Below are 21,754 nucleotides of genomic sequence, written 5' to 3' on the forward strand. Positions count from 1 at the left end.
GGTACCACCCCTGACCGCCCCATGCACACCATAGACTGCTGGAGTTTCCGGCGGACGAAGCCGTCCGCACCGTCGACGAGGGAGATCCATCGTGTCCCGGCTCACCGACCTCCTGGCTCAGGCGCGCGCCAAGGACCCTCAGCTGGCCGCCGATCTGGAGGGTGAGATCCGGCAGTTGACCCAGGGCCGGCGGTTCGGTCTGGTCTTCGAACGCCATCAGCCGGAGGGCGTGGAGCTGCCCGGACGGCCGATCCGCGTGGGAGACACGGTGCGGGTGCTCCCTCCCCGTGGTTCGACGCACGGGGGCGACTCCGTGCGGTGGCGCGTAACCAGTCTTCGGCGCACGTCCGATGGAGTGCTGGCGAACCTGGAATCGGAGGGCGACGAGGCCGAGCGTGAGACCCGGTCCGTCTCCACCGCGGATCTGGTGGCTGTGGCCGGCATCCAGGACCGGATCTTCCCGGGGCTGGTCGAGACCGGCCGCGTCGAACGCGGCGGGGACAAGCCGTTCCACACGGTCATCAACGCGGAGAACTTCCACGCCCTTGAGATGCTCACCTACACCCACCGCCACAAGGTGGACTGCATCTACATCGACCCGCCCTACAACACGGGCGCCAAGGACTGGAAGTACAACAACGACTACGTCGAGTCCGACGACGACTACCGCCACTCCAAGTGGCTGTCGTTCATGGAGCGCCGCCTCCAGGTCGCCCGCGAACTCCTCAACCCCGAGGACTCGGTCCTGATCGTCACCATCGACGAGAAGGAGTACCTCCGACTTGGAATGCTCCTCGAGCAGACATTTCCCGAGGCGCGGATTCAGATGATCTCTACACTCATCAACCCGGCTGGGACGGCTCGTGCAGACTCGTTCAACAGGACCAATGAGTTCATCTACTTCGTGCGTCTAGGTAAAGCAGAGATTTGCCCGGAGGAGGTCGAGGGCAGTACCTCCGAGGAGATGGATTGGCGAACTTTTCGTCGGCAGGGCGCGAGCAACCTCCGTCACACGCGCCCCAATCAGTTCTACCCGATTTATGTGAATGAGAAGACTCATAAGATCGAGGAGATCGGTGAACCGATTGGACCAGAAGTAGATCGACGTCGTCAGCCGTCCCGTGAGGGGTGCGCTACTGTTTGGCCGATCAGGCCCGACGGAACGGAGATGATGTGGTCCCTCATCCCCAGTGCCGCGAGGGAGAAACTCGCCAAAGGTTTTATCCGTGTGAAGCCGTCACCGAATGAGCCGCAGCCCTTCATCATTAGGTACATCACCGGAGGCCGGGAAAAAGAGATCGACAGTGGCCTCGCGGAGGTTACCGGCTATCGCGAGGACGGGTCCGCACTAGTGTCTTACCAGAGGACAAAACGCAAGCCTCCCACAACCCAGTGGGCACGTCCATCGCATGAGGCGTATCGGTCTGGGACGAATATTATCCGTGCGCTCATGCCGGATCGCAGATTCCCCTTTCCGAAGTCTCTGTATGCGGTGGAAGACGCACTGCGCTTCTTCATCAAAACTAAGCCCGACGCCGTCATTCTCGACTTTTTCTCGGGTTCCGGCACTACAGCCCACGCGGTCATGCGCCTGAACAAGCAGGACGGCGGGCGCCGCCAGTGCATCTCAGTGACGAACAATGAGGTCTCCGCTGAGGAGCAGAAGGGTCTGCGGGCCAAGGGACTCCGGCCGGGTGACCCAGAGTGGGAGCAGTGGGGCATCTGCGACTACATCACCAAGCCCCGCATCACCGCGGCCATCACGGGCGAGACCCCGGCCGGGGACCCGATCAAGGGCGACTACAAATTCACGGACGAGTTCCCCATGGCCGACGGGTTCGCGGAGAACGCGGCGTTCTTCACCCTGACCTACGAGGCTCCCCTCGAGGTGCGCCATCACCGTGCGTTCGAGCGCATCGCACCCCTGCTGTGGATGCGGGCTGGGTCCCGTGGCCGCATCATCATGAACCTCGGAGCCCGGGGCTGGGACGTCGCGGAGGCCTACGGCGTGCTGGAGTCGATCGACCAGGCCGCTCACTTCCTCGAGGCACTCGAGTCCCGTGACACGGTGGAGACGGCCTACATCGTCACGGACTCCGCGGCCGCCTACCAGAACGTGGCCCGCGCACTCCCCGAGCGCGTCACCCCGGTGCGCCTCTACGAGTCCTACCTCCACAACTTCCAGATCAACCGGAGGGACTGAGAGCATGCGCTACACCCTGAAGGACTACCAGGTGGACGCCGTCGCCGACGTCCTGCGCCACCTGCACCGCGCCCGGGACAACTACCAGCGCTACGAGGCGCTCTCCCAGTTCGCCCTCGCGGCCACCACCGGTGCGGGCAAGACCGTGATGGCGGCCGCCGTCATCGAGGCCCTCTTCTTCGGATCCGATGAGTTCGACTTCGAGCCGGACCCCGGGGCGACCGTGCTCTGGTTCTCCGACGACCCGTCCCTCAACGAGCAGTCCCGCATCCGCATCAACGCCGCCTCCAGCGAACTCGGCAGCCGGCTCCGCACGGTGGAGGCCTCCTTTAGCGAGGAGAGCTTCGCGCCCGGGATGGTCTACTTCCTCAACGCCCAGAAGCTGCGCGAGGGCGGCCGCCTGGTGCGCGGGGCCACAGCCCCGACGAACAGCCGCACACCGGTGCTGGCGGCCCCGGACATGGCTCAGCGCACCCTCTACGACGTCATCGCCGCCACGGTCGCCCGGGAGGGGCGCACCCTCTACTTCATCCTGGACGAGGCCCACCGCGGCATGAAGCCCCAGCGGGACCGCCAGACCATCGTCCAGCGCCTGATCAACGGCACGGCGGGGGCCCCGCCCATGCCGATCGTGTTCGGCATCTCCGCCACCGTGGAGCGGTTCACACAGGCCATGGCCCAGGCCCAGGGCCGCGACGCGCTCTCCCCCGTGCAGGTCGACCCGGTCCGGGTGCAGGCCTCCGGGCTGCTCAAGGACGACATCGTGCTCGTCATCCCAGCTGAGGCCGGCGTGTTCGACACCACCCTGCTACGCGAAGCAGTGCGCCGTACCAAGGCCTCCACCGAGGCTTGGGCTGCGTATGCAGTCGAACAGAGCGAGGCCGACCCCGTGGTCCCGCTGCTGGTGGTGCAGGTGGCGGACAAGCCCTCGGACGACCACCTCAGCCAGATCCTGGACGTCATCCACGACGAGTGGCCCGAGCTGCGCCCGCAGGACATCGCCCACGTCTTCGGCACCCACGCGGACCGCCACCTGCCCGGCCAGGTGGTCAACTACATCGCCCCGCAGCGCGTCCAGGACGCCACGCACATCCGCGTGCTGCTCGCCATGGAGGCGATCTCCACCGGCTGGGACTGCCCCCGCGCCGAGGTGCTCATGTCCTTCCGTACCTACCAGGACGCCACCTATGTCCACCAGCTTCTCGGCCGCATGATGCGCACGCCGCTCGCCCGCCGGATCCCCGGCAACGAGGTGCTGAACTCCGTCGACTGCCTGCTGCCCCACTTCGACCGCGACACGGCCACCACGATCGCCGAGAAGCTCATGCGCGGTCAGAGTGACCTCGACGACCCCACCCCTGGCCCGAGCCCCGACCCCCTCCGTCGCGTGCTCTTCGACCCCGTCCGGCTGGAACCGAACGAGGCCCTCTCCCCGGAAGTATGGGCGGCCTTCGACGCACTCCCCTCCGTCACCATCCCAGGCTCGCGCCTCAAGCCGATCAAGCGACTCGACCGCCTGGCCGCACGGCTGACCCTCGACGGGGTCAAGGACGACGCCTTCGAGGCCGCCACCGAGCGGATGTGCGCCGTCCTCGACGGGCGTGCCGTGGAGTTCAAGAAGGCGGTGGCGGACTCCCGCGAAGACGTCCTCCGCATGTCTGCCGAGGTGCTGCGCGGCCGGGCCGGCACCGACGCGCCGGTGGCGAGCTCATCCCTCACCCTGGACGCGGACGCCCGCGCCATCGAACACGCCTACTCCGAAGCCTCCCGCGCGCTGTCCGACTGGCTCGCCGGCGCCTACGTCGATCACATCGCGCCCCCGGGAGACGAGACGACCACACTCGCCGACGCCCACCTGGTGGTGGCGGCGCTCGGCCGCACGTCCGACGTCGTCCAGGCCGCGGAGGATGCAGCAGATGCGCTCGTCCGGCAGTGGCTCGACGAGACACGCGTGGCCCGCCGAGGGCTCAGCGACGAGCAACAGGCCGAGTACGACACCATCGAGGGCGCCTCCCGCACACCGGAGGAGATCACGGTCTCCCGCCCGAAGGTGGCACAGGCGGACCGCCGGTGGCGGGGCGCGGACCGCGCCGAACACGAGTTTCCGACGCGGACCGGTCATCTCATGTCCGCTCCGGACGGCACCTTCCCCGTGAACCTCAACGACTGGGAGACTCGCGTCCTGGACCAGGAGGCACGCGAGGAGAGCTTCCGCGGGTGGTACCGCAACCCTTCCCGGGCCACCCGGGAGTCGCTCGCCGTCGCCTACCGGGACGGGACCGGTCAGTGGCAGGCCCTGCGTCCGGACTTCGTGTTCTTCCACGAGACCGCGGGCGGGCAGATCGTCGCGGACATCGTGGACCCCCACGGCCACCACCTGTCCGACGCCCTGCCGAAGCTGCGCGGTCTGGCCGACTTTGCGGAACAGCACAGCAGCGACGTCCGCCGAATCGAGTCCATTGCGGAGACCGACGGCGAGCTCCGGGTCCTGGACCTGACCAAACCCGCCGTCCGCGATGCCGTGCGAGGAGCGCAGGACGCCAAGGCCCTCTACGAGGCGGCCCCGCGGTACTGAATCGGCCGACGTCGTACCGTGCCACCCTTGGAGGACCCATGACCGACCCTCACGACGAGACCCTGGCCCAGCTGCGCGAGTTCATCGCCGAACGTGACTGGGCCCGGTTCCACACCCCGGCCAGCCTCGCCAAGTCCATCAGCATCGAGGCCGCGGAGCTGCTCGAGCACTTCCAGTGGACGGAGGACGGCGCGGACATGGACGAGGTGCAGGACGAGCTGGCGGACGTGCTGACCTACGCATTCATGTTCGCGGACCACATGGGTTGGGACGTGGATGAGATCATCCAGGCCAAGCTGGTGAAGACGCGGATCAAGCACCCGGTGCCGACAGGCGGGGACGAGGAGGCGACGTCGTCATGACCGACCACAACCCCGGGTACACGTTGGAACGCCTGCCGTTCAAGGGTGCCCTTCCCCCCGAGCAGGAGAAGAACGCGCGCATGCGGGACTGGCCCGCCGTCTACGTGATCGACAACGAGAAGCAGGTCTACGTCGGCGAGACGACGAACGTCGTCGCCCGACGAGGACAGCACCACATGGACCCGCGCAAGGCCCGCCTGACGACGATGCGCGTGGTGCTCCATGACGAGTTCAACAAGTCCGCCGCCCTGGACCTGGAGCGCTACCTCATCCAGATGCTCAGCGGCGACGGCGCCCGCGAAGTCCTGAACCGCAACGCCGGCATGACGGAGTCGGACTACTACGACCGCACGCGCTACCAGGAGATGTTCGCGGACATCTTCGAGCGGCTGCGGGCGGAGAAGGTGTTCAGCCGCTCCCGCGAGCAGATCCTCAACAGCACCCTGTTCAAGCTCTCGCCCTTCAAGGTGCTCACGCCGGAGCAGGAGGCATCGCTGCGGCACATCGTCCAACTGCTCGTCGCCGATGACGACGTCGATCGCGGCCCACTCGTCATTCAGGGTGGCCCCGGCACCGGCAAGACGGTGGTGGGCGTGTTCCTGGCGAAACTGCTCGTGGACCTCGCGAACCTCACGGAGGAGGACGTCGAGGTGGACCTCAGCTCCGACCACGACTTCTTCGACCTGTTCACCCACGCCAACCGGAACGCCCTGCTGCGCGGCACCGAGGGCCGTGGTCTGCGCATCGGGATCGTCGTCCCGCAGCAGTCCCTCCGCCAGTCCCTCAAGCGTGTCTTCCGCCGGACGCCGGGGCTGCACCCGTCCATGGTGCTGTCCGTGTGGAACGTCGGAGACGCCGAGGAGCGCTACGACATCCTGATCGTTGACGAGGCCCACCGCCTCGGTCTGCGCTCGGCGCAGTCCAACGGCGCCCTCAACAACAAGTACACGGCCATCAACCAGCGCCTCTTCGGCGACGACGACGTCTCCCACACCCAGCTCGACTGGATCACCCAGCAGGCCAGGGACGTCGTCCTGCTCGTGGACCCGCGCCAGACCGTGCGTCCGGCCGACCTCGACACCGCGACGGTGGACGCCCTCCTCGCGCGGGCGCGTGCCGAACATCGTCACCACGCGCTGGTGTCACAGCTCCGCGTCAAGGCGTCCGACTCGTACGTCGACTTCTTCGGGAAGCTCCTCCGAGGCGAGCACCCTCCGGCCCCGGACCTGGGCGAGTACGACCTGCGCATGTTCACGGACTTCGGCGCGATGCGCGAGGCGATCCGCGCGCGCGACACCGAGTTCACGCTCGCCCGTCTTGCCGCTGGGTTCGCTTGGAAGTGGCAGAGCAAGGGCTTCCGCAAGGACCCTTCGAAGCCGGACTGGGACATCGAGCTCGACGGGGTACGGATGCCGTGGAACGTCGCCGACACCGACTGGGTCGACTCCCCCGGCTCACTCGACGAGATCGGCTCCATCCACACCCTCCAGGGATACGACCTCAACTACGCCGGCGTCGTCATCGGACCTGACCTGCAGTGGGACGACACGGCCCAACGGGTGGTCTTCTCCCGTGCCGACTATGCGGACACGGGCGGCAAGAAGAACAACGGCTACCTCAGCCGCACCTACTCGGACGAGGACCTGCGCGAGTACGTCATCAACATCTACAACGTGCTCCTGACGCGCGGCGTCCGCGGGACCTACCTGTACGTCGTGGACGCGGGTCTCCGGGAGCAGCTCGCCCGCTGGTTCCCGGGCATCGACGAACCCGGCGTGACGTCGGCGTCCTTCGGCGTCCCTCCGGGTGGCCGTCCGGGCGAGGTCCTGCGCGCCGTCGATGTCGGCCACTCGGCGGAGACCGAGTTCATCCTCTCCACGGACGACCTCGAGCAGGCCCGTCGTCGTGCTGAGGAGCTCCGCCGTTCCCGACAGCGGGCCCGGGAGTGACAGTCCCTACCCCCGGGGGAAATCTTCTGCGCATCTGACCCTTCTGACCCAGCCACGGCCGCCTAGAAGGGTCAGATCCGCAGAAGATTCCGGCTCCGGTTCGGACCCGATGAAGGCCGCTCAGACCGTATGAGAGCGGGTGTTGGAGAAGACCCAGCCCGTGGCCCAGGCGGCCGGGGATCTGGACTGGGTGAAGCCAGCGACGTTCCCCGGGGAGATGGCGGGCCTTCCGGCAGCCAGACCCACGCACCGAGGCCCCGGTCTGCATCGCACGGAACGGAACGATGCATCCCGGGGCCTCGGTCGACAGCTGTGGCCCGTGAGACGTCAGCTCTCGGCAGCCTGGCCCTCCTGCGCGCGGAGCATCGCCTCGAAGGTGGCATCCGGCTCACCGCGGAAGAAGTCCCGGCCGTAGACCACGAGGCAGAGGATGACGCCCGTCGCCAGGCCCCATGCGGCACCGTTGGACGCCAGCACCGCCGCGGTGACTCCCGCAATTCCCAGATCCTTGACGCTGCGGGCCTCCATGATGCCGACCTTCACGGACACGAATCCCTGGATGAGCAGGGTCAGGGCCAGAGCCACCCCGAGCACCGGCTGCACCAGCGTCACGATCGGCAGCAGCAGGAGCCCGGTGTTCGTGCCCCACCGGAACGACCCTGCCCCGCCGAAGATCGACTTCATGGCCTTGCGGCCCTCCTTGTAGCGCTCCACGATCACGACGTGCATGGCAGACCAGATCGGTCCGCACATGGCCACGTCCGGACCGATCATGGACATGAGGGTGTTGCGGCCGCCGAAGATCAGGTGGGCACGGTCCGGGTTGTACACGACCGCCTCATCCGTGCGGATCTGGTCGGCCTCCTTGAGGATCGCCCGGGCCTGGAGGACGTCGCCGAACACGACGATGTAGGTCGCGAGGACGGTGGGCAGCGCGGTGAGGAACATCGAGGCCGGCGGGAGGCCGATGCCGAAGATCGTGTACCCGGCGAAGAGGCCTGCGAAGTCCGGGGTGTTGAACCCCCACTCGATGGTCGGCCAGGGCGCTTCGCCGGCCAGGGGTGCGATGACCACGGCCAGGAGGATCACCGGGAGGATGCCCAGGTTGCCGATCGTGCGCCACATCGGGTTCTTGGTCCGCATCGCGGCGAACCGGCTGGAGAAGAGCAGGAGGAAGGCGATCCCCACCGCGATCGTGATGGTGACCGGGAAGGTCTCGAAACGCCCTCCGGCGACGAAGAGTGACTGGACGGCGGCGATTCCCGCACCCACCAGGACGCCCGCCTTGATGGCGGAGGGGATCAGCGAGACCACCTTGGAGGCGAGTCCCGTCGCACCCAACGTGATCGAGAAGACGCCCAGCATGAACTGGAACGCGATGAGTGCATGCACACGCTCCTCCCCCTCGGGGAACGCTGAGCAGTAGGCCATGACCAGCGGGATCGCCGGGGTGATCCACCCGGGAACCACCGGATCGCCGAGGAGGTGATGGGTGAGGTACAGGAGACCGTTGAACACCACGACGGCGAGGGCCACCTCGAACGGCATGCCGAGCAGTTCGACCATCAGAGGGATGGCCGCGAGGTCCACGGCGCACATCAAGAGACCCTGGACGTAGTCCGGCCACTCGAAGCGGTAGTGCACGAATGGCAGGCGGATCTGGAAGGGCCCTGCCTTCCAGTGCGGGGGGACTTCTCCGATGCCTTCCTCGTCCAGCGGATGATGCGCAGTAGTCGTCATGTACGTGGCCTTCAGTATTCGATGATCTGACGGACCGCACGGCCATCGGCCAGCTGGTCCATCGCTTCGTTGATGTCGTCGAGCCGCATGGTCGCGGAGACGAGCTTCTCCACGGGCAGCCGACCTTCACGCCACATCTGCTCGTATCGCGGGATGTCGCGAGCGGGCACCGAGGTGCCCAGGTACGAGCCGATGATCGTGCGGGCCTCACCCGTGATGGTGAGCGGTGAGATCTCCGCCGTCTGCTCGGGCGAGGGGAGCCCCGCCGTGACGGTCCGGCCGCCCGGCGCCGTCGCGTTGAACGCCGTCATGAAGGCAGCCGGATGGCCGGCGCACTCGACGACGTGGGTGGTCTTGATGCCGCGCTCCGCCATCTCTTCGGGCGAGTAGGCGGCATGCGCGCCATAGCTGAGGGCGAGCTCCCGCTTCTCCTCGGACATGTCCACCGCAATGATCTCCTGCACACCGCTCGCCACCGCCGTCAGAAGGCAGGCGACCCCCACGCCGCCGAGGCCGACGATCGCGATGGAGTCCCCCTCCTCCGGGGCCGCGGCGTTGAGCAGGGCGCCGCCGCCGGTCAGCACGGCACATCCCAGGACCGCAGCGACGGCGGCCGGCACGTCAGAGCCGACGGGCACCACGGACTTCCGATTCACGACCGCGTGGGTCGCGAATCCGGAGACGCCCAGGTGGTGGAACACCTCGTCGCCGTCGCGGTGGAGTCGGATCCCGCCGCCCAGGAGGACGCCGGCGTTGTTCGCCTCCGTGCCGGGGATGCAGGGCAGGCGACCGTCGGTCTTGCACGCATCGCATTCGCCGCATCGAGGCAGGAACGTCATGACGACCCGCTGGCCGACCTCCACGTCGTCGACACCCTCACCGAGCTCCTCGACGATCCCGGCGGCCTCGTGGCCGAGCAGCATGGGGACGGGCCGCACGCGATGACCGTTCACCACGGACAGATCCGAATGGCATACGCCCGAGGCCTCCATGCGGACGAGGATCTCGCCTGCGCCCGGGGGATCGAGCTCCAGGTCCGAGATGGTGAGGGGACGGGACGAGGCGTACGGCCTCTGCCGGCCGATCTCCTCGAGAACAGCTCCACGGATCTGCATGTGAGCGCCTTCCACGACGGGGATGTGTGATGTAGGCCTCAGGGCCTCGTCCCATCCCACCAGCGCTCCTTGTTCAGCGCTACAGACATCCAGTCCATCTCTCACCGAATAAAGTGGGCAGAGTGACCACTGACACCCTCGACCACCGCCTCCTCCGAGCCCTGCTCGACACGGCTGCCGACCTCGCGGAACTGGCCGACACCGAATCCGTCCTGGCGTCCATCGTTCGGCGCACTCGGGCCCTCGTCGGAACAGACATGGCCTATCTCAGCCTCAATGACCACGCAGCAGGTGAGACGTACATCCGCCGGGCCGAGGGCGTCGTGACCCACGCGTACCGGACGATCCGCATGCCCATCGGCACGGGAGTGCTCGGGAAGGTGGCGGAGGGTCTGGCACCCTTCCAGAGCCTCGACTACTCCAACGACCCGACGATCACCCACATCCCCCAGGTGGACCATGCGGTGCAGGCCGAGGGTGTCCACGCGATCATGGGCTCACCCCTCGTCGTCGACGGCCGACCGCTCGGCGCCCTGATGGTCGCCGAACGTCGCGCCCGGAGGTTCACCCACTCCGAGGTGACCATCGTCGAGTCACTCGCCAAACATGCCGCCATCGCGATCCAGAACGCACATCGCTACACGGAGGCACTCAACGCCGCGGGGCGCGCGGACGCAGACCGGGATCACGAACGCCAGTCCTTGCGTGAGCTCACTCGCCTGGAGGAGCTCTCCTCGCGCCAATGCCAGGCCCTGCTGGAGGAGCCCAATGAGACGGCCGTGCTCAATCGGGCCGCCGAGCACTTCGGGGTGGAGGTGGAACTCCTCTCCCCCGAACGTCCGACGTCGCCGCTGCGGCCCGCCCCCGCCCTGCCCTCCCGTCACGCGGCGGGTGCGGCCCACCAGGTCGAGGCGCCGGATGGCCGCACCTGGACACTCGTTGCCGCAGATCGGGACGCGCGCGACTGGCTCGCCGTCCGCCGCGCCCTCGACCCTGCCGAGGAGAAGGCCCTGTGCAGGACCGCGCAGCACCTCCTGCTCGCACGACGGCTCCGCACCGCGCGGCGCGCCACCGAGCTCGAGGCGGGCGCCGGCCTGCTGGCCGAACTCGTCGATGACTCCGCCGGTGGAATCGCGCGACGGCGTCGGGCGCTCGCCGAGCTCGGCCTGCGCGAGGATTCACAGGTCAGCTTGGTCGTCATCGATCTCGCCGCCGTACCCGAACCCCAGTTCGCCGAGCGAGTGCTCTCACCCGTGGCGGGAGTGCGCCTCAGCGCCCCGTGGGGCGGCACATGGTGCGTGATCGGCGACCGCCCGGATATGCCCGCCCGCGTGGAGGCGGCAGTGCGGCATGCGACGGAGGCCGTATGGCAGATGGCCTTCCTTGGGCCGGGCGAGCACTTCCGCGATCTGCCGGGAGCGTTCCGCACGCTCGAGAACGCCCTCGCCGTCAGCCGGGTGGCCGGAGGGCTCCACGCCGTGGACGCGTCGACCGTGGGCGCCGTGGGCATGGTCCTCACCGGGGCCGGCGAGGCGAGCAAGGACGTGACGGCCCGCCCGCTGGCGCCGTTGCGCGACCTGCCACCCCAGCGCGCCGCGGCACTCCGAGAGACCGCACTGGCCTACCTAGACGCCGGAATGAACGTGGCCGAGACGTCCCGCCGGCTCTTCCTCCACCGCAACACGGTCCTGCAACGACTGGAGCAGCTCGGCGCCGTCCTGGGTTCCGACTGGCACACGCCTCCGCGATCGCTCGACCTCCATCTCGCCCTGCTCTCGGCAGCATGCGACGACGACGGCGCCTCGGGAGTGACAGCCCCCATCCTCGGGAATCTTCTGCGCATCTGACCCTTCTGACCCGGCCACGGCCGTCGAGAAGGGTCAGATCCGCAGACGATTCCTGACACACGCCCCCACCGCCCCACACGCGACAAATACACAACACTCGCCTTGCGTATCTCACTGAGGTGTGCCTTACTGGTTCTCGGACCCCCGCCGGAAGGACCCCCATGGCCCACGCCTCCACGCACCCCGCCCATCCGCTGCCGCCCGTGGCGCCCCGTCGCCTGCTGCTGGCCCAGCGGCTGCTCCGCGGCGAGGGCTCCGTCGAGGTCACGGCCTTCCGCGCCGGCGAGACGCTCACGACGGCCGTCCACGGCGTGAGCGCGGACGGCCGCCTCGTGATCGCCCACGTCCCCAACCTCCTCGGTTCGCTCGGCGCGTTCCACACGCCCGCGCCGCTGGACGTGCGCGTGGACGTCCTGCGCGACGCCCTGGACCTCACGCTCCCCACCCGCCTGGCGTCCGTGCATCTGCTCGGCACCCTGCGCTGGTGCCGGGACTCGGCCGAGGTCGCGGAGCTGGGGCTGCGCGGTCGCGTCGCGGACCTCGTGGCCGACGTCGGCCCGCGGGTGCGCGTGGGCGTCGTCGAGACCCAGCGGATCCTGCTGCACGACGTCGACGGCGTCGCCGTGTTCTGCCGCCACACCCTGCCGCTCACGTCGCGCGGGCTCATCGACCAGACCGAGCTCGCAGACCTGGCGGACGACGTGCTGGGCACCGCCCCCGAGGTGCTCGCGGACCTGGCCGACGCCGTCGCCCTGGGCCTGCTGCCGGGCGAGAGCACCCCGTTGCAGGTCGACATCGAACCCCTGGCCGAGTCCCCCGCCCACGCCCTCGACGCGGACGAAGCCGGGGTGACCCTGCTCCGCGTCCGCGACGGCGAGAGCACCGCGGTGCACGTGGCCCTGCCCGGTGCGGGCCGGCTCGATCACAGCCCCCGACACGCCTGGCGGCGACTGCTGGACGCGATCCCGGCGCGGGTCGCCCACCCCTGAGGGGCGGCGTCAGTCGATCGTGTAGGTGGCGCAGGTGGCCACGTCCGTGACCTCGATGCCCTCGGCGGTGCAGGCGAGGTCGGCGTTGTACGTGCACTCGAGGCGGTGGCACGCACCGACGGTCGAGGCGCCCTCGGTCACCGGGCGGCGGACGTCCAGCTGGACGAAGGTGCCGCAGCCGGGCGTGCGGTCGGAGCCGGCGACGGTGATGGCCAGGGCGTTGCAGGACGTCTCGGCATTGAAGGCGCAGGCACTGGCGGCGCAGGTGCGGACGGCGGTGGTCATGGCGTGATCCTCCCGGTTCGGGCCCGCCCCGGGCCGGGGCGGTGCTGCTGGAATCGAGATTACTCCCGCCCGCGAATAGCACAAGAGGGGCTAGCCTTAGTCGATAGGCGATTAGCGCAAATGTATTTTGCGCATTGTCGCGTGCCGTATGGACCGACGTCACGCCCACCCCGCCGTCACCGCCCGGTCACGTCCGCGTCACCCACCCCTGCCACCCTGCACGGGTGAGCTCGCACACTGATCCCGCGCACCCGACCGCCCACCCCGTCTCCCGCCGCACCCTCCTCGGCGGGGCGGGCCTCGTCGTCGCCTCCGCGGCGCTGCTGTCCACGCCGGCCGGCACCGCCCACGCGGCCACCGGCCCCACGCCGTTCACGCTCGGCGTCGCCTCGGGCGACCCGTGGCCCGACGGCGTGGTCCTGTGGACCCGCCTGGCCGTGGACCCCCTCGCGCTCGACGGCCTCGGCGGCATGCCGGACCAGTCGTTCCGGGTGGAGTACCAGGTGGCCACGGACGAGGGCTTCCGCAAGGTCGTCCGGTCGGGCGCCGTCACCACGGACCGCACGCAGGGCTACGCGGTGCACGTCACGCTCACCGGTCTACGCCCCGGCACCGAGTACTTCTACCGGTTCCGCGCGCTCGGCCACCTCTCGCGCGTCGGCCGCACAGTCACCGCGCCCGCCCGCGGCTCGAACCCGAGCAGCCTCACCATGACGGTCGCCTCGTGCGCCAACTGGGAGCACGGCTACTTCACTGCCTACGGCCACATGGCCGCCGAGCGTCCCGACCTCATGGTCCACCTGGGCGACTACTACTACGAGATCATGCCGTACGGGTACCCGGTCTCCTCGGGCGTCCCGCGCGCCCACAGGAACGGGGAGTCCCGCACCCTCGCCCAGTACCGGGCCCGCATGGCGCAGTACAAGACGGACCCGCACCTGCAGGACGCGCACGCCGCCGCCCCGTGGCTCGTGATCTTCGACGACCACGAGGTGGAGAACAACTGGGCGGACGAGACCCCGGAGATCTGGGACCCGAATTTCATCGCGCGCCGCGCCGCCGCGTTCCAGGCGTACTACGAGAACATGCCGCTCCGCGCGTCGTCCGTGCCCCGCGGCATCGACATGCAGCTCTACCGCCGCATCCACTGGGGAAACCTCGCCACGTTCCACCTCCTGGACACGCGCCAGTACCGCTCGGACCAGGCCAACCTGGACCTGGTGAAGGTCGTCGACGCCGACGCACGGGACTCGCGGCGCACCATCACGGGCGCGGCCCAGGAGGCGTGGCTGCGCGAGGGCTTCGAGACCTCGGTCGCCCGCTGGGACCTCATCACGCAGCAGGTGCCGTTCGTGCAGTACGACCGCTCCTCCGGCCCGGTCTTGTGGGGCGACATGGACTCGTGGGACGGCTACGTCGCCTCGCGCGACCGCGTGGTCAGCGCATGGACCACGGCGGGCGTCCGCAACCCCGTGGTGCTCACCGGCGACATCCACGAGGCCTTCGCCTCGGACATCAAGCAGGACTTCAACGACCTCTCCTCGGAATCCGTGGGCGTCGAGCTCATCACCACGTCGATCACCTCGGGCGGCGACGGCTCGGACGCCGCCGCGGAGGCGCTCGCGTGGAACCCGCACATCAAGTTCAACAACGACCTGCGCGGCTACCTCCGCGTGGACCTCTCCGCCCAGCTGCTCGAGGCCCGCTTCCGCGTGGTCGACTACGTGAGCGAGCTGGGCTCGTCGGTGCGCACGCGCGCGGTCTTCGGCGTCGGCGACGGCGAGCATCGGCTCCACCGGATCGCCTGAGGCGAGGGGCCGTCGCCGTCCCCGCCTCCTGAGCAGACCCGGCAGCTCCACCACCCTGGCCGAGTCCGCCCCGCGCTCCTAGCGTGGGGCCATGAGCACCCATCGCCTGTCCTCCACCGCCCTCGGGTTCGCCGCCGGACTGGGCACCGCGGCCGCTGTCACCGCAGCCCGCAGGATCGCCCTCATGGCCGCCGTCGGGAAGGGCCACCCGCTCAAGCACCGCCTCCTGGACGCGGCATCCGGCCTGGTCCAGCCGAAGTACCCCATGGGCGCGATGAGCACCTACCTCAACGGACTGCACTTCTACGCCGACGACCTCGGCCGGCAGGTCGAAGCCAGCCACTTCTGCATCCACCTGCGCCACGACCTGCACCAGTGCGTGATCTTCGACCGCAACGCGCCGGACGCACGGCTGATCGGCATCGAGTACATCATCAGCGAGGAGCGGTTCCGCAGCCTCCCCGACGAGGAGCGGCGCCTGTGGCACAGCCACCACTACGAGGTGAGCTCCGGCGCCCTCACGGCCCCCGGGGTGCCCGAGCTGGCCGAGCACAGTTACTTCGAAGACCTCATCCACACCTACGGGAAGACGTTCCACACCTGGCAGTACGACCGGGACGACTTCCCGTACGGCATCCCCCAGCTGATGATGGGCCTCACCGGCGACGGCCAGGTGGACGAGGCCCTCCTGCGCGCCCGGGACGAGCGCGTGGGCGTGGACACCGCGGCCAAGCGGCGCCACCGCGCGGACATCCCGGTCCCGGACGTGGTGGCGGGGGCGAACAGCTGGGAGCGCGGGCGGGTCGTGCAGACCACGCTCGAGGAGCGCCCGGTGCGGGGCCGCGACGACTGAGGCCGGCGTCGTCGGCAGGGCGCCGTTTCCCGAACGAAAGCGGTGCGACACGCCGCCGTTTCCCGAACGAAAACGCCCGGCGGGCCGGCGCCGTCATCCGGATTGGGCAGGCGCGCCCCGCGTGGGACAGCACGTCCGCCGCACGGGTCGCGGCAGCGAGAACGCTGGGCTCAGACCTTCCCCTTGAGCAGTCGGTGCCAGTAGATCCGGGGCTGGCCGAAGCGGTCGAAGGCCGCCGTGCTCTTCCGCGGCGTCGTCAGGTCCACGCCGGGGATCGACCGGTCCTCGGAGCCGTCGCGGACGTGCTCGTCGAGGACCAGCTCGTCCCGGCTGACCATGACGGGGATCACGGTGTAGCCGTCGTACTTCTGGAGCGGCTTCCCCGCGTCCGCGGCCTGGATGTTCTGGGCCAGGATCTTGACCTGCCGGCGCAGGGCACCGCCGGAGGGCCGTGTGCCCAGGGCGGCGGCGTCGCCCAGCGCCCACACGTGCGGGTGCACGGGATGCCGCAGGGTCTCGGGATCCGCCGCCGCCAGGCCGGCCTCGCCGTCGTCCGCCAGGCCCGCCTCGGCGATGAACTCCGGGGCCCGCACCACGGGCGTGATGTACGCGGCCGCGACGTCGGTGATCCGCTCACCGGTGTTGAGCACCACCTCGCGGGCCTCGTGGTCCACGGCGTTCACCTCTGCGCCGGCGTGCACATGGATGCCGTACCTTGCCACGGCCTCGGCCAGAGCGGGGTCGATGGTCTGCCGGCCCAGGATCCGGCCGTACGGGGTCACCAGGTGGACATCCACGTCCGGCAGGATCCCCGTGCGCTCCCACGCCGCGCAGGCCAGGAACAGCGCCTTGAGCACGGTGCCGCCGCACGAGGAGGGCTCAGCCGGCACATTCGCCACCACACGGTCCCCCGCGGCCACACGCGACAGCAGCGCCCGGGCGGTGTCCACGTGCTCGGGCACGTGCGCACTCGCCGCCCATCCGGCGGCGTAGGCCTCACGCAGCCCGTCGATTGCACCCCACCACGGGGTCAGCCCCGGGCAGAGCACGAGGTGGTGGAAGCCCATGGTCAGCCCGGTGGTCGTCACCGCGGTCCGTTCCTCGGCGTCCACGGCCACGACGTGGTCCGGGATCCATTCGACCCCGTCCGGGATGACGGCCCGCATCGGCCGTTCGAACCGGGCCATATTCGCCTGCCCGCCCGCCGCGTAGTTCAGCATCGGCCGGTAGCGGTGCAGCTGTTGGCCGTCGGCGATGGCGACCCGACCCTGCCGCTTCCGCCGCAGTGCGGCGGCCAGGGACACGCCGGCGTTGCCGCCACCGACGATCAGGATGTCGTACTGCTCGGTCACGTGGTCCTCCGTGGGGTGACGGGGTCAAGGGAACGGTACGACCGCCCCCGCAGACGTGCTCCGCGGCAGACGGGACGTGCAGCCCATCCTCCACTGCGGGCCGGAGCCGGCGCTAGCCCGCGAGGCCCAGCAACCGCAGCTGGTCGGCGTACTTGCGCATCCCGACCTCCCTGGCCTGCGGGTTCTGTGCGTACCAGTCCAGGTGCACCTCGCGCAGCCGCTCGGCCGGGACGGTCTGTCCGGCTACGGTCCAGTCCTCGGTCGGCTCGGCGTCGAGGTCGAGGGCCTCCACCACGACCGCCTCGAGGGGCGCGCGCACCCCGCCGAGGAGCACGCGGGAGGCGGGCACGGGCTGGACGGCGACGTCGCCTGGCAGGTGCGCGGCCACGCGCTCGGCCACGCGGGTCAGCACCGTGTTGGTCGGGTGGTTCACGGTGTAGAAGCCGACGCCCCGCTCCGCCGCCACGAGGTCCGCCATGGACAGCGTCCCCTTCGCCTCCTCCCGCGCCCGCAGCGCCTGCACGGACGCGGCCGCGGCCTCGCGGATCGCCGCCGGCGCCACCTCCCGACGACGGCCCGTCGCCGCCTCGGCCAGCACGCGCAGGTCGTGGTACGGCACGACGGGCGGGTCCTCCCCCGGCCGCTCGGCCGCCCCGGGCGCGAACTTCCAGTTGCGGAGGGTGACCTGCCAGGGGAAGCGCGAGACGTCGTACACCACGGGGATCCGCACCACGGCGGCGTCCTCGGGCAGCCGGGCCACGAGCTGGTCCGTGCCGATGGGCATGCCCCGGTAGTCGTGCGGGATCGGCTGGGTGACGAGCGCCTTCACGCGCGGCAGCAGCCGCTCCAGGTGCGCGGCCTCGTCCGGCTGGACCTCGAAGGCGGGCGGCACGCGAACGCTCACCAGGTCCGCCCCGTGCAGCGGTGTGCCGGGCTCCCCGCCGAGCAGCCGCCGATACGACTCGCCCTGGCAGTTGCCCCACACCAGCAGCAGGTCGCCCTCGGGCAGGTCCTCGAGCCCGTAGAAGTGCCCGTAGTGCCGGCGTCGTCCCTCGTCCTCGTGCACGCTTGCGTCCTCTCTCCTCAGCCGTCCTCGCGCCGGATCCAGTCGACGCCCGTCTTCCCGAACCACCAGGCCAGGAACGCGGAGAGCGCCGCGATGCCCATGCCCACGGTGGCGTCCGAGCCGCGCCCGTCCTCCAGGTACTCCATGATCACCGAGATGCTCGCCACGAAGAACAGGGCGGCGCCCAGCGCGATCCCCACCATGGCCGTGCCCGCGAGCTTCCAGCCCACGCCGCCCTTGCGCGCGGCCGATGCCGCGGACGCCGCGACGGGTGCCGGTGACGGCGGCGCCCACCGGTGCGCACCCGCGGGCGGCACGGACGGCTCCGTGCCGTGGCGCCGGCGCAGGGACTCCGGGATGATCGGCCCGTCCGGGGCGGGCGGCGCCGCCTCGCTCCAGAGCCGGCGCACGGTGCCCCGCCCGCTCTGACGCGCGAGCGCCAGCACCACCTCGGCGGTCCGCACGGCCTCGGACCCGGCGCAGGCCGGGCGGGCGCCGTCGGGGACGCCGAGGACCTGGGCAGCGGTCGCGATCCGGGGCGGGTCGACGTCCGGGCGGAGACGGCCCACCAGGGCCAGGGCGTCCCGCCACTCGTGCTCCTGCGGCGTCCCGCCGGTCGCGCGGGTGGCCGCCTCGTACGCGCCCCGGTCCCGGTCCGCCCCGGACGCCACGAACGGCAGGTGTTCCCCCAGCAGGTCGAGCTGGGCGGCCACCTCGGGCCAGTCCGGCGCGTCGGCGACGGCGGCCTCGTCCACCCCGTGCAGCTGCGTGTGCAGGCGGGAGAACGACGTCGGCCCCGTCGGCGGGCGCACGGGCCACCGTTCGGCGGCCACGATCTCGCCGCCGCGCACGAGGGCCATGTCCACGGCGCACACGGACGCCGGGTCGGCCCCCGCGGTGTGGATCTCCACGGCCACGAAGTCCAGCTCGTCCAGCTCGCTCATCGGTCCTCCCGTGTTCCGTCCTGTCCGCGATTGTGCCAGCCCCGCCCCGCGGGCACCGGCCCGCTCAGCCCCAGCCGCCCCACCACGCCTCGAGGTCCGGCACGGCGGCCACGGGCGCCCAGCCCAGCCGGGAGGCGGGCACCCGCCACACCCGCGCCGTCCCGCCCCGCCGAGGCCGCCACCGCGCCCGTGCGCACGTCAGCACGGCGAGCACGCCCCGCTCGCCCGGCTCACCCGGCTCGCCCAGCACCTCCACGCGCTCGACGCCGGCCCGTTCCAGGCGCAGCAGCCACGCGGCGACGGCGTCCGCGTCAGGGCGGGCGCCGGCCCCGGCGGGCCGCAGCGGCACGCGCACGTCCACGGACCAGTCGGGCACCGACCGCACGGCGTCGAGGTCGCCGCGCGCCGGCGTCGGCGGCAGGTCCTCGGCCGACGCCGCGCCGCCGTCGGGCTCGCCCAGCAGCCGCACGCGGGGGTCGCCGAGCGCCAGCGCCGCCGCCTCGTCGAGGCCGCCCACGACGCCGACCCGCGCCCCCGGCGCCGCGCGCAGCACGGCGTCCACCGCCACCACGGCCGCCGCCGCGCCGTCCGTGCCCTCCGGCACCCGCACGCGCGCCTCGACCCGCAGCGGGCCGGCCAGGGACAGGCCGTGGCCGCGGGCCGTCGTCGCGGGGATGCGCGAGGCCAGGACGAGCGCCTCGCGGGCCTTCACCCGGGCGGCCTCGGCGGCGTCGCCGCGTCCGCCGAAGTCGGCGCCGGCCTGCCACGCCACCGCGTCCGGCGCGTGGCGCAGCGCCGCCCCCACGCGCCACAGCCGGTGCGCCAGCTCCCAGTCCTCCCCGCCGTAGCCCACGAAGGCGGGGTCGAAGCCGCCGGCGTCCTCGTAGACCTCGCGCGCCACCGCGAGCACGGCCGAGATGACGTACCGGTAGCCGGTGGAGTCGGCGCGGCGCAGGCCGTCCGTGGCCCGGTACCCCTCGCGCAGCCAGGCCGGCTCGGCCAGGCGGGCGTCCGCGGGCACCTCGTCCCCGGGCCGCCAGCCCTCCGCCCAGGCCCGCTCCAGCCAGGCCTCGGCCAGGTGCCGCCGCCGGCCCACCACCGCGGCGTCCCGGGGCGCCGCGGCCACCGCCGCCAGCGCCGCGGCGAGGTACCCGGGCTCGGGGAGCATGTCCCCGTCGAGGAAGGCGAGCACGTCCCCGTCAGCCGCCTCCGCCCCGAGCGCCCGAGCCGCCGAGGCGCGGAACCCGCGGTCCTGCTGGCGCACGGTCACCACGTCGAACGGCAGGCCCGGGTCCACGCGGGGCGGGACGGGCGAGCCGTCGTCGGCCACCACGAGCTGCAGCCCCCCGGTCAGGCCGCGCTGGGCCGCGAGCGCGGCCGTGAGCCGGTCGAGGTCCGCCTGGGCCCGGTAGTAGGGCACCACCACGGAGACGGCGGCGCTCACGTCCACCTGTGCACGCGGCGGAGCACGTCGAAGAGCATCCGCGCGCAGTCCTCGGCGCCGGGCGAGAGGTCCACGCCGGGGCCCAGCCACGTGCGCTCGGGGTCCTCGACCGCTTCGGCGATCGCCTCGGCCATCGCGAAGGCCGGCGACCCGTTCGGGTGCACGAGCCGCAGGGTGCCCGGGCGCAGGCGCGCCATCTCCTCCGTGTAGCGGCCGGCGGAGGCGATGGCCCGCCGCCCCACCGAGGTCCACGCCGCCAGGGACCCGGACGCGGACACGTTGCGGTGCGCCGCGAACGGGATGCCCGCCGAGAGCAGGGCCGCGTCCGCGAACTCGTCCGGCACGAACCCGGTGACGCGGAACTCCAGGCCGCGCGCCTCGGCGTCGCGGGTCAGCTCCGCCACGAGGTCGTCGTGGCCGGCGCTGACCGGTCCGAGCGCCGTCAGCCGGCGCGGCGCCCCGGAGTCCGGGCCCCACTGGCGGTGCAGCTCGGTGAGGGCCTCCAGGGCGAGGGCGTGCCCCTTGCCCGGGTAGACGAAGCCGAAGAGCACGACGTCCTGGTCGAGGCCGGCCATGCTCTCCGGCACCACCGGCTCGGCGCGGGCGGCCGCGGCCCGGCGGTCCTCCACGGGCAGCGGGACCACGTCCGCGGCCACGTCCACCAGGTCCGCCAGCAGCGCCCGCTCGTGCTGCGAGGAGACCACGACGCCGGCCGCCGCCTGGGCGAGCCGCGCGTACGCCTCGCCGCGGCGGCGGTAGCGGCCGTCACCCTCGGCGGGCTGCGGGATGTCGTGCAGGGTGAGCGTGGTGCCCTCGGGCAGCACGTCGACGAGCAGGTCCGCCGCGGCGGTCGCGGTGGGGCCGAACAGCGCGTCCGTGACGTCCAGGTGCACGGCGGCACCCAGCGCGCGCGCCTCCTCCAGCAGGGGCACGAGGCCCCGGAACGCCGCGACGTCCTCCGCCGTCAGCAGCTCCACCTCGGCGCCCACCCGACGGAGGGCGGCGGCCGTCTGCCGACCGTGGCGCACCACGCCGTGCTCCGGCGCGCCCACGGTCACGTACAGCACACGTCCCTGCGGCTGCGAGTCCACGTCCACGATCCCCTTCACCTGCGGCGGCGCTCCTCGACGCGGCGGCGCGCCGGAACGGACAGGATGCCGCTGCTCCGATTCTCCGATCCTGCCCTGACAGACTAGATTTCGCGACCCCCGACCCGGGACGG

At 71.1% G+C, this 21,754-nt stretch carries 16 protein-coding genes; 8 read left to right on the plus strand and 8 right to left on the minus strand.

Annotated features, from left to right (window positions below):
• The first annotated feature begins 91 nt into the window (after positions 1-91).
• Genes O3T09_RS03220 through O3T09_RS03235 form a run of 4 tightly spaced genes read left to right on the plus strand, consistent with a single transcriptional unit; the run spans position 92 to position 7,089 of the window.
• Positions 92-2,203: a site-specific DNA-methyltransferase gene (locus O3T09_RS03220; RefSeq protein WP_185194494.1), complete on the plus strand. Its 2,112-nt coding sequence runs from the start codon at positions 92-94 to the stop codon at positions 2,201-2,203.
• Between the two features lie 4 nt (positions 2,204-2,207).
• Positions 2,208-4,778: a DEAD/DEAH box helicase family protein gene (locus O3T09_RS03225; RefSeq protein WP_269295333.1), complete on the plus strand. Its 2,571-nt coding sequence runs from the start codon at positions 2,208-2,210 to the stop codon at positions 4,776-4,778.
• A 38-nt stretch (positions 4,779-4,816) separates the two neighbouring features.
• Positions 4,817-5,140, plus strand: coding sequence for a nucleotide pyrophosphohydrolase (locus O3T09_RS03230; protein WP_101967490.1), 324 nt, complete (start codon positions 4,817-4,819; stop codon positions 5,138-5,140).
• Positions 5,137-7,089, plus strand: a complete 1,953-nt coding sequence (locus O3T09_RS03235) for a DNA/RNA helicase domain-containing protein (protein ID WP_269295334.1) — start codon at positions 5,137-5,139, stop codon at positions 7,087-7,089. The genes O3T09_RS03230 and O3T09_RS03235 overlap by 4 nt, the downstream gene beginning before the upstream one ends.
• A 327-nt stretch (positions 7,090-7,416) precedes the next feature.
• Here O3T09_RS03235 and O3T09_RS03240 read toward each other — a convergent pair whose 3' ends face one another.
• Both O3T09_RS03240 and O3T09_RS03245 read right to left on the minus strand, forming a co-directional pair.
• On the minus strand, positions 7,417-8,829 hold the full coding sequence (locus O3T09_RS03240) for a hypothetical protein (protein ID WP_269295335.1): 1,413 nt from the start codon (positions 8,827-8,829) through the stop codon (positions 7,417-7,419).
• 11 nt (positions 8,830-8,840) lie between these two features.
• A complete protein-coding gene (locus O3T09_RS03245) occupies positions 8,841-9,944 on the minus strand; it encodes an alcohol dehydrogenase catalytic domain-containing protein (protein WP_269295336.1) in 1,104 nt (367 codons plus the stop codon).
• A gap of 122 nt (positions 9,945-10,066) precedes the next feature.
• On the opposite strand from O3T09_RS03245, the gene O3T09_RS03250 reads away from it, so the two are divergent.
• Positions 10,067-11,791 (plus strand): helix-turn-helix domain-containing protein, encoded by a 1,725-nt coding sequence (locus O3T09_RS03250; protein WP_269295337.1) that lies wholly within the window; start codon positions 10,067-10,069, stop codon positions 11,789-11,791.
• A gap of 161 nt (positions 11,792-11,952) precedes the next feature.
• Positions 11,953-12,780, plus strand: coding sequence for a hypothetical protein (locus O3T09_RS03255; protein WP_269295338.1), 828 nt, complete (start codon positions 11,953-11,955; stop codon positions 12,778-12,780).
• 9 nt (positions 12,781-12,789) lie between these two features.
• Here O3T09_RS03255 and O3T09_RS03260 read toward each other — a convergent pair whose 3' ends face one another.
• Positions 12,790-13,065: a DUF1540 domain-containing protein gene (locus O3T09_RS03260; RefSeq protein ID WP_020624892.1), complete on the minus strand. Its 276-nt coding sequence runs from the start codon at positions 13,063-13,065 to the stop codon at positions 12,790-12,792.
• Positions 13,066-13,289: 224 nt separating this feature from the next.
• Here O3T09_RS03260 and O3T09_RS03265 point away from each other — a divergent pair, with 224 nt between their 5' ends.
• Together O3T09_RS03265 and O3T09_RS03270 are read left to right on the plus strand one after the other, a co-directional pair.
• Complete coding sequence (locus O3T09_RS03265; protein ID WP_269295339.1) at positions 13,290-14,873, plus strand: alkaline phosphatase D family protein; 1,584 nt, start codon at positions 13,290-13,292, stop codon at positions 14,871-14,873.
• 91 nt (positions 14,874-14,964) lie between these two features.
• A complete protein-coding gene (locus tag O3T09_RS03270; protein ID WP_269295340.1) occupies positions 14,965-15,726 on the plus strand; it encodes an OBAP family protein in 762 nt (253 codons plus the stop codon).
• A gap of 170 nt (positions 15,727-15,896) precedes the next feature.
• Here O3T09_RS03270 and O3T09_RS03275 read toward each other — a convergent pair whose 3' ends face one another.
• From O3T09_RS03275 to O3T09_RS03295, 5 genes are all read right to left on the minus strand, one after another.
• Entirely contained in the window at positions 15,897-17,078 is a 1,182-nt protein-coding gene (locus O3T09_RS03275; RefSeq protein ID WP_269295341.1) for an NAD(P)/FAD-dependent oxidoreductase, read from the minus strand.
• Between the two features lie 112 nt (positions 17,079-17,190).
• On the minus strand, positions 17,191-18,144 hold the full coding sequence (locus tag O3T09_RS03280; protein ID WP_269295342.1) for a WcbI family polysaccharide biosynthesis putative acetyltransferase: 954 nt from the start codon (positions 18,142-18,144) through the stop codon (positions 17,191-17,193).
• 17 nt (positions 18,145-18,161) lie between these two features.
• Positions 18,162-19,088: a hypothetical protein gene (locus tag O3T09_RS03285; RefSeq protein WP_269295343.1), complete on the minus strand. Its 927-nt coding sequence runs from the start codon at positions 19,086-19,088 to the stop codon at positions 18,162-18,164.
• A gap of 64 nt (positions 19,089-19,152) precedes the next feature.
• Positions 19,153-20,532, minus strand: coding sequence for a glycosyltransferase (locus tag O3T09_RS03290; RefSeq protein WP_269295344.1), 1,380 nt, complete (start codon positions 20,530-20,532; stop codon positions 19,153-19,155).
• Positions 20,529-21,641, minus strand: coding sequence for a hypothetical protein (locus O3T09_RS03295; protein ID WP_061867497.1), 1,113 nt, complete (start codon positions 21,639-21,641; stop codon positions 20,529-20,531). The genes O3T09_RS03290 and O3T09_RS03295 overlap by 4 nt, the downstream gene beginning before the upstream one ends.
• Between the last annotated feature and the right edge of the window lie 113 nt (positions 21,642-21,754).

Origin of the sequence: Micrococcus sp. H39-S4 (assembly GCF_027158145.1) — a bacterium.
Classification (GTDB): Bacteria; Actinomycetota; Actinomycetes; order Actinomycetales; family Micrococcaceae; genus Micrococcus; species Micrococcus luteus.